Origin of the sequence: Capnocytophaga sp. oral taxon 380 str. F0488 (genome assembly GCF_000318255.2) — a bacterium.
Classification (GTDB): Bacteria; Bacteroidota; Bacteroidia; order Flavobacteriales; family Flavobacteriaceae; genus Capnocytophaga; species Capnocytophaga ochracea.
The window spans coordinates 15,692-24,605 of the sequence record NZ_KB291213.1; the positions used below are offsets into that span (position 1 = coordinate 15,692).

Consider the following 8,914-nt stretch of genomic DNA (forward strand, 5'->3'; position numbering starts at 1 on the left):
TAAAAATAGATAAAAACTTTCTCATATAAGGTTTATTTTTTTATTACGCAACAAAGGTAGAGAAAAATTAGCAAATTAACAAATTTGAGAATTAGAAAATTATAAGCTATTTATACGAGAAATGAAACCTTGTAGCTCTATACCACGACAATTGTTTGTAATAGTTGTTCAGCGTTTCATTCTTGCCAAACAAATAAACACTGAGTCCGTTGCAATGTGTAAGCGCAATATTAGCAAATCTCGGTGTGTGTCTTTCAACCTTACAGAGTTGTTGCCAAATAGGTTCTATAGCCACACTGGCTTTGCTCTCCAAAAGCACTTGTTTGAGGTCAAACAAATACTTTTCGTTATTCCTACAGTATTGTTGCAAGTGGGTTAAAGACAACTCAGAAGTGTTGAGTTGTTTACAGAAAGAAGCTAATGCTTCCAACTGCTCACTATCTACCAAAGTAACCGTAGCCGACTGTCGTGCACCCTCCAAAACATTGTAATAGTTGTAGTAAGCTTCGGTTGCTTTTTCTAATTGTAATTTCCCTATAAGGTAAGGCAATAGGTGGTGATAAGGAAAACCATCGGCAAGAATTTCGGCAGGTGAAGCAATAAAGTAACGAGCAGAATGTCGTAATTCATAGAGCACCTCTACCGACCCCATAAAGCAAGCGTCGAAAAGGATATATTCAAACCGATAAGGACTTAAAACTTCCGCAAGGTCAGGAAGCTCCATAGCCCCCTCTCGCGGACTCATATCTTTCCCAAACGATTTTACTACCACCCCTGATTTGTTTTCGGTTTCTATATGATAACCTTCCGGTAGCCACGCATTGCCGTGCGACCAAAGCACAAGTCCTTTATAACGATTGTCGCCTTTGTAATAGCCCAAAGCATCTCTCAACACATTGCTCATTACAGTTTTATCAGTTGAATTTTGTTCGGGGTAAGAAGCGATGATTTTAGAGGCTATTATCTCGGTGGTATCGTGTACAATTTCTAAAAGTACAGGGTGTGAAGGCAAAGCGGTAGAAGTATTGCTATCGATATACAGCAAGAGTTTGTCTCTTCCGTTAGGCACAAACCCACGTTCTATTTCGTTGAGGTCTTTTAAGGCATAGGGAGCGAGGTCGTTATCAGCAACCATATACACGAGTGTGATTTCGTGAGGAGGTAAAGGCTCAGGAGTTGGGCTATCTTTTTGGCAAGAAAGTAACCCCAAGCCAATAAGAAGCAAAGAGTAATAACGCATAGTTTAACAAAATGGTTAATGAGTAATGTAGATTTTTCCTTTAGGACAGATTTCAATAGTGAGCTCAGCCGTACTGCCTTGTATTTGTACTGTGCTTTCCAAGCGTAGGTGTGAAGCCGTGATGGCTACTACTTTATAAGTACCTTTAGGCAAAGTAAATGCCTTAGAAACAGTATTGGGTGATAACTTTTCAGAAAAATGCTCACCTACCGAAACGGTTACAGCTTCAAAATAGCGATTTTGTACGTGCAGAGTATAGTTTTCGGGCTCTATAGTTTCTTTAGAGCAAGATAGGACAATGACTGCCAATAGATATATAAGGTAACGCATAGAAAGAATTAAAAAAATACCCTCTGGCAGAGGATTCTCTGCCAAAGGGTTAAGATTATTTTGCTAAGTAATGATTTTCTACTTTTACACCATCTACACGAATTTCATTAGTAACTGCATACTTTCCACATTCTGTATCCTTCATATAACCATTTACTTCTATTTTATAAGTTTTAGTAGCATTCTGCAAATAAAGTGTTTCTATTTTGCCCGTGTAAACATCGTTACTAAAAGGAAGAGTAACTGAAATGTATAAATAAGTCTTTTCTGCTTTGGTGGTTTCATAACTATTATATTCATACGCCTTTTTCTCTCCTTCAAGTAATTTATATAAGCTAATATTTGCTTTATCAATTTTTCCTTCTTCATTTATAAATTCCTTGTAAAGTTTAGAAGTTTTGTTGATAGCAAAGGTTAATTCAGGAAGAGGGAGAGAACACGCTCTTTCTTCATCTTTCTCTCGACAAGAAATGATACTAACAAATAATAATATTGTGAGATAAAATATACTTTTCATAATTATTTAATATTAAGGATTGTTTTAACTCTATATTGATAGTTACCTTTAACTCCTGATTTGTATGCGTTTGAAGGTTCTTTATCCCCATTAGTATCAAATATTCCCAAATTATACCAACCACTTCCGTGATAGGGACTTGAGCCATCTTTATATCCTCCCCAACCTAAATTGTAGTGTACTAAGCTAAATCCTTCTTCTCCCACGTGAAGAAAATCATCAGGGCTATCACAGGTTGTGTGCATTTCTACAGTTCTATATCTTTTCATATAACCATCAATAACCCACGCGTGACCAGAATATTTATAATGTGTTGTTTTAAATATCCACCACCCGGTTTTATATGTTTCTACAATATCACTACCTCCTATGTAGATAGGGTTCCTTTTTTTTATTTCTGAAATAACTTTTGGGACTTGGAAATTTTCCACATAAGCATCTTTATAACCCAATTGATGGAATGTATGGAGAGCTTTATCTACGTCTGAACTACTACCTTTGTCACAAGTGTATTTCATTTCTAACAAATCATTATCTCCCAAGTGAGCTAATAAATATTGAATGTCTTCTTTAGCAGTAGAGTTGTTCCATACATTATGACTATAAATATTAGAGAACATATCTCCACTATCTATTTTAGTCATATCATCCCAATGCATTTTTCGTCCTACAACGCTATCTGGTTTTTTGTGATAGGCTAATAGTTGTCCAACAGCAACAGATACACAACCTACAGGAGCCTTATTATTACCACACTGCATAGAGACCTTTTCATTATAATCATTTTCTTGACTCCAAAGAGTTTTCACTAAAGGTCCTATTACATCTGTTTTCCACTCTCCATAAATATAAATATCTTCTTTGTAGTGATCAGGTTCTATACAAAGGAAGTTTTTAAATTTTCTTCCTTTCCCTTCATCTGGTTCAAACTTACTCTTCACTCGTTTACCCTCTTTATCAAAGAGTCCTTGTGCTATTAGCTCTGCTTGTCGTTCTTTAGAAAGCTGTTTGAAAATGGCTTCTTCTGCCTCAGTAGCGAGTTTTTCTTTATTAGCTTCAAAGGCGGCACGCTGTTCCTCTATATATGCCTGCATATAGCTAAACAGTATTGCTTGTCCTGGGTTGCTAATAGTATCACCGAGATGTCCGTAGGAGTTGTAGGCTAATACACTAGGAATACGCCTATCAGCTGAGGTAATTACATAACCTTGGTTATTGGCAAAGTTTACAATGTAGACATCGGCTTGTTCGGGTTTTGCATTGCCTTTGGTAGGTACGTAAGGCTTACGAGTGTCGCCTTTTACTACCTCAACAGAGCCAATTTTTAGGGGAGCTTTGGTAACGATACCCTCTACTTCACGCATTTGCATTGCGGTAGCGAGAGCGGTTTCTTGGGCTTCCTCCGCCGAAATATGGGTTTGCCCTGTGAGAGCTACCCAACCTAAAAGTCCGTTGTCTGAAGCCTTCGTTTCAGTATTGGGTAATACTGAAATATCAGTGTCGGTTGCGAACGGGGCATCTGCCTCTTCGCGTTGGCAGGAAAAGAAGAGTCCTGCTGCGATAAAAATAGATAAAAACTTTCTCATATAAGGTTTGTTTTTTTATTCGCGACAAAGATAATAAAAGAAATGGAAACTTCAAAACAAAGTAACAAAAACTATAGCAGACTTTATCTTTTATCTCCTAAAAACTAAGCGTTACCCCTGCTAAGTAATTGGCTTCGGCAGCGGGTATATACACCATTCCGTAGCCGTTATCGCCGTAAGGAGTGTATTTGGTATTGAAAATGTTATTCCCCATTACCGAAAACAATACCGATTTGAAAGTGCTTTTAGGTTTCCACTCATATTGCAAACTGAGGTTATTCACGAAATAAGCATCGAGTTTTGCTTCCTCACGCTCGGTGTTATCTACATATTGCGCACCTACATATTTAGAAATTAACCCTATTTGAAAACCCTCAATAGGCATAAAAGTAATTGTATTACCGAGCACTACATCAGGAGAATACGAAATGCGAGTATCACCCCAACTAATAGTGCGAGTGGCTACCTCAGCATCTTGACTCTTATAATCTTTGTTTAGATTTTTGCTAAAAGCTATGTTAGGCGACCAGAACCAACGCTCTGAGAGTTGCACCATCGCATCGGCTTCAATTCCTGCACGATAACTCTTGCCTACATTTTCACGGATAGGATAACCGGTGCTGTTGAGTTTCCCTGAAAGTACTAATTGGTCTTCATAGCTCATATAATAACCATTGAGATTTAAACGTACTTTTGGGGTGGTGAGTCGCCAACCGAGTTCGATATCGTTGAGCTTCTCGGCGATAGGTTTTTTAGCATTAGGGTCGTCCTGTAAGGCTTCGTAATAGCTCTTGTAATCGGAGCGGTTAGGCTCTTTGGTAGCACGAGCATAAGAGAGGTAAAGGTCGTTATGTGCATTCAAGAAGAAGGTAATACCCGCCTTAGGGTTGAAACTGTTAAGGCTTTCGTCTATTTTGTATTTATTCGCCTTATACCCTACGTGGCGGAATTGTACATCGGCAAACAGGCTCCATTTAGGGGCAAATTGCCAAGTGAGTTTCCCGTAGCCTGCCACTTCTTCTTTGGTGTTGAGTCCTTCGTAACTATAACGATTGCCATACACAAAAGGCGCTTTTTCTGCCCATAGCAAGTCTTTGTAATGCGAGCCTTCATAGCGATTGAGCAATCCTCCAAAGAGCAGTTGCACACCGTCTTTCTGATAGTTTGCCGAAAAAGTAGTACCCCAGAAATCGTTGTCTAATCCTTGTTGGTGAATGATGTATGCTTTTTGCTCCTTGCCTGCTCCGTCGAGCACTTTGGGCAATCCTACCTTAGAATATTTTTTCTTCTCATAGTTCTCCCAATAGCCTTTACCTTTGGTGTAGTGGAAGGAAAGTTGCGTATGCCACGCAGTATTCCACTGTTGCGTCCAATGCAGTTGGGCGTGGTCTTGCTGATAGTTATCGGTTTCGTTTTCATAGAAACGTTTGTTACCAGCAGCATCTTTGTATTCACCCGCAGGATTATAACGGCGATTACTATTCAAAGTTTCTTTATCTACTCCCAAATAAGTGAGATATACACTTTGCTTGCCACCAAATACCAATCCTTTGATGAGCGTACCCCCGTGGCTATAAGCGCCTTGTAAGAAATAGGATTTAAGGTCGGAGGAAGCGCGATCGCGATAGCCATCACTCTTGATAACAGAAAAGCGTCCGCTGAGTTCAAAACGGTCGTTGAGTTTTCCGGTGGAAAGTTTAAGGCTGTGTTTGTGAGTATTATAACTGCCATAGAAGTTAGCGAGTTCTCCTGATGACTGCTCTTGTACAGCATCGGTGAGAACGTTTAGGCTGGCGCCGAAAGCTCCTGCTCCATTAGAAGAAGTTCCTACCCCGCGTTGCAACTGTATGCTCTCGGCAGAAGAAGCAAAGTCGGAGAGATTATACCAGAAAACCCCTTGTGATTCGGAGTCGTTGAGCGGTATGCCGTTGATAGTTACATTGGTGCGGTACAAGTCGCTCCCACGTACAAACATATTGCTACTACCGAAGCCCGAACCATCTTCGGAATAGCTCACCACATTAGGTAACTGACCTAACAACAAAGGCAATTGCTGACCGAAATTTTTGGTCTTGATTTCCTCCTTAGAGAGGTTAGAAAAGGTTACGGGAAGTTTTCTGGTAGCCCTCACGGACGATACTAATACTTCGTCTAACTGAATGGGCTTAGGTGAAGGGACGATAGAGTCAGGCTCTATTGTCTGTTGTGCCATTGCCGATGTAGTAAGGCAAATAGCAGTGTACAAAAGTACATTTTTCATTGTAAAATAAATATTTACAAATAAAAGAGGCTATTATTTGGTGTGTTAATAAAATAAAAAAGCCTGTTTATGCTACCCAAAAGCAAAAACAAGCTCCAATTGCTTAGTTTCATTCCTTCAACGGGATTATCCGTTCAAGTTCAATGGGTATAATCTCAGCCTGTTACAGCACCCCTTATGAGACGGCGCAAAAGTACAAATAAATATCAAAACCGCAAATAATACGCTAATTATTTCTTCTGAAAGCCTTTTATGAAAGCTGTAATAATAAAAGTTAGCAAGGCAGGTAAAAACCATTCTAAACCGTAATCGCTCAAAGGTAATAGGCTTTTAATTTCATAAAGCTTATCAAAGGGAAGTCCTAATGTTTGACAGCTATCAATAGTGGAAATAATAGCAGTGACCAATACGCTTAAAATATAGGGTAATTTGCTATTTACAAAGCGGTCGAAGAATAAAACGGTTATAATGAGAGTAGAGACTATGGGGTATATAAATAGCAGAATATAAATCGCATAGTTGATGATATTATCCACCGTGTTAATTGATAATACTACTGAAATAAGCGTACAGGCTATAGCACCTACTTTGTACGGGACGCGTTGGTGAGTTACTTCTTCAAAGAACAAGCCCACTGCCGATGTAAGAGCAATAGCGGTAGTAAGACAAGCAAAAACAATAGCTAAGGCAATAGTAATAGTGCCCCATTTCCCTAAAACAGAATGAGAAATGTGTAACAAAAGCTCAGTGCGTTGTACGCTATCAGTTAAAGGGTAATCGGTAGTGGCGCCTAAGTAGATAAGCCCTCCATAAATAAACAACAAACAGAGCGTAGAAAGCATTCCAGCCGCAAAAGTAACAGAAACACGCTCATTGCGTGAGGTATATCCACTATCTATTACTGCTGCAATAACAATACCTGCAAAGATAACCGAAGCCAGCAAATCCATTGTTTGATAGCCTTCTAAGAAACCTAACGAAAAACTTTCGATGGCGGTAAATGCCGTAGAGGTAATACTATCGGGAGGAAAGCATACGCCTAAAACAATAAGCAGTACTAAAACTATCAGCAGAAAAGGAGTGAGAAACCTGCCTATAATGCTTACAATCTTAGATTTCGATATAGATAATGCGGTTACAACGGCAAAGAATAAAACGATGAACCACACCTTAGGAAAAGCAGGTAATAAGGGTTGTATGCCTACCTCAAAAGTAGTAGCAGCGGTGCGTGGGATAGCTACCAAAGGACCTATGCATAAAATAACTAATAACGTAAGGATTTTAATGAGCCAAGGGTGCGTTTTCTTCCCTAAATCAGTGAAGTGAGTGCCCGTTTTAGCCACCATTAACACCCCTAAGAAAGGAGCTAAAATAGCGGTGATAAAAAAGCCTAACAACGCCATACCCCATTCCCCTTCGGTTCTTAAACCTATGAACGGAGGTAATATAAGATTACCCGCCCCAAAGAACATCGCAAATAAAGCGAAGCCTACGGTGGTAATAGTTTTCCATTTGCTTTTACGAATATGATGCATAGAGGTAGAGAATAACTTTGCAAAAATAGTAATTTTATACTACAAATGCAAATATTTATTTTAAAGCCCCTCAAAAAATGCCTTCAACCTATGTTTTCCTACCTTCATTGGCGCTACCGAATCCATTGCCATTACGGTGAAAACGAATTCTATAGTGCCGTAAGCACTTTTAGGCAAGAGATATTTGCCTATTTTCAAAACGGACTTCCGTACCCAATCAGGCAAAAAACCGACCTTCACAGGCTTATGTAACACCTCGAAAGCCAAAGTAGCGATTTCATACTGGGTGAACACCTCAGCCCCTCCTACATTCACTTCCTTTTCGGAGCTCTCTAATTGCGCTACACACACCTCGGCTAAATCCTCGCCGTGAATAGGATTCATAGCGTATTGCCCTTTGCCAAAGAGACGCACTTTACCTTCTTTTGCCATTGAAAAGAAGGTAGCTATATCGCTGTAAAAAGCCGATGGACGCACGATACAGTAGTCCATTCCACTGGTTTTAAGGGTATCTACAAAACGCTCTTTGGCAGCCCCAATGGCAATAGGACGCATTGCTTCGCCGTTTAATACGGAAATATATACGAACTTACGTACCCCTGAGCGCAGTGCTTCGTCAAGCAAGTTCTTGTTAGCCGCATAATCTACTTGCTCATAGGTGAGTTTGTCTTTCTGCCGAGTAATTCCGACAGCGGAAATCACTTGGGTAACCCCCTCGCACACACCGAGTAAAGTATTAGGTTTTGTTACCTCAGCCTCGACTACTTCTAATAGCGGGTGGGTAAGTAAAGCGGGTGCTATTTTCGACTTATTGCGCACTATAATGCGGGTAGGGTATTCTTTTTTTAAGAGTTCAGCTAATATAAACTGACCTAAATAACCGGTCGCTCCGGCTAATAATATTTTTTCTGATGATTTCATACTGTTTTAATAAATTGATTTAAGACTTTCAACTTAGCTAATGTTTAAACTTTGGCTAAATTTGCGACGAAAAATAACTAATCGAACACAATTTTTCCTACGATTTTAGCCCCTTCATACACTTTGAGCTCGTGAAGTTCGTCTAAGATATAAGCGGGGGCGTGACCGACAAGAAACCTCACTTGGCACAAAGCACTGTATTCACCTGTTTTCATAGGCTCTTCAAATTCAATAATAATGCTCCAATTTGGTTGAGGCAATTGCTCGATGTAAGTGGAGGCATAATAGACCTCACCGCTAGGAGGGTGTTGCCGTCCGCCTTCTTCTTTGGTAAGAAAATGAATGACACCTGATTTTGATTTCTTCATAGTCAGAATACAATTTGGTTTAACAAAAGTACTTCTTTATTTACTAACCGCCAAATAAAAAAACAAATAACAAATGACGAATGACAGATAGATATATTTTAACTATACACTAAACGAATTTAGAGTGGGTCTTCAGTGGCTCTACAGTGGCTCTACA

Annotated in this window: 8 protein-coding genes and 1 riboswitch; all 8 genes read right to left on the reverse strand. The window is 39.5% G+C overall.

Annotation, left to right across the window (positions count from 1 at the left end; all coding sequences use genetic code 11):
- Positions 1–106 precede the first annotated feature (106 nt).
- The 8 genes from HMPREF9078_RS08015 to HMPREF9078_RS08050 all read right to left on the reverse strand — a co-directional run bounded on the left by HMPREF9078_RS08015 (position 107) and on the right by HMPREF9078_RS08050 (position 8,757).
- Positions 107–1,240, reverse strand: coding sequence for a clostripain-related cysteine peptidase (locus HMPREF9078_RS08015; RefSeq protein ID WP_009420204.1), 1,134 nt, complete (start codon positions 1,238–1,240; stop codon positions 107–109).
- Between the two features lie 15 nt (positions 1,241–1,255).
- Positions 1,256–1,570 carry a hypothetical protein gene (locus tag HMPREF9078_RS08020; protein ID WP_034543321.1) on the reverse strand — a complete coding sequence of 105 codons (315 nt, stop codon included), beginning with the start codon at positions 1,568–1,570 and terminating at the stop codon, positions 1,256–1,258.
- Positions 1,571–1,625: 55 nt separating this feature from the next.
- A complete protein-coding gene (locus HMPREF9078_RS08025) occupies positions 1,626–2,087 on the reverse strand; it encodes a hypothetical protein (protein WP_009420206.1) in 462 nt (153 codons plus the stop codon).
- Between the two features lie 2 nt (positions 2,088–2,089).
- Positions 2,090–3,673 (reverse strand): C10 family peptidase, encoded by a 1,584-nt coding sequence (locus HMPREF9078_RS08030; protein WP_009420207.1) that lies wholly within the window; start codon positions 3,671–3,673, stop codon positions 2,090–2,092.
- 97 nt (positions 3,674–3,770) lie between these two features.
- Positions 3,771–5,933 (reverse strand): TonB-dependent receptor, encoded by a 2,163-nt coding sequence (locus tag HMPREF9078_RS08035; RefSeq protein ID WP_009420208.1) that lies wholly within the window; start codon positions 5,931–5,933, stop codon positions 3,771–3,773.
- A gap of 95 nt (positions 5,934–6,028) precedes the next feature.
- Positions 6,029–6,119: riboswitch (TPP riboswitch) on the reverse strand.
- Between the two features lie 44 nt (positions 6,120–6,163).
- Positions 6,164–7,468 (reverse strand): branched-chain amino acid transport system II carrier protein, encoded by a 1,305-nt coding sequence (gene brnQ / locus HMPREF9078_RS08040; protein WP_009420209.1) that lies wholly within the window; start codon positions 7,466–7,468, stop codon positions 6,164–6,166.
- 60 nt (positions 7,469–7,528) lie between these two features.
- The gene (locus HMPREF9078_RS08045; protein ID WP_009420210.1) at positions 7,529–8,389 is read right to left on the reverse strand and encodes an SDR family oxidoreductase; all 861 of its coding nucleotides are present in this window, start codon (positions 8,387–8,389) and stop codon (positions 7,529–7,531) included.
- A 77-nt stretch (positions 8,390–8,466) separates the two neighbouring features.
- Positions 8,467–8,757: a hypothetical protein gene (locus HMPREF9078_RS08050; RefSeq protein WP_009420211.1), complete on the reverse strand. Its 291-nt coding sequence runs from the start codon at positions 8,755–8,757 to the stop codon at positions 8,467–8,469.
- Positions 8,758–8,914 lie beyond the last annotated feature (157 nt).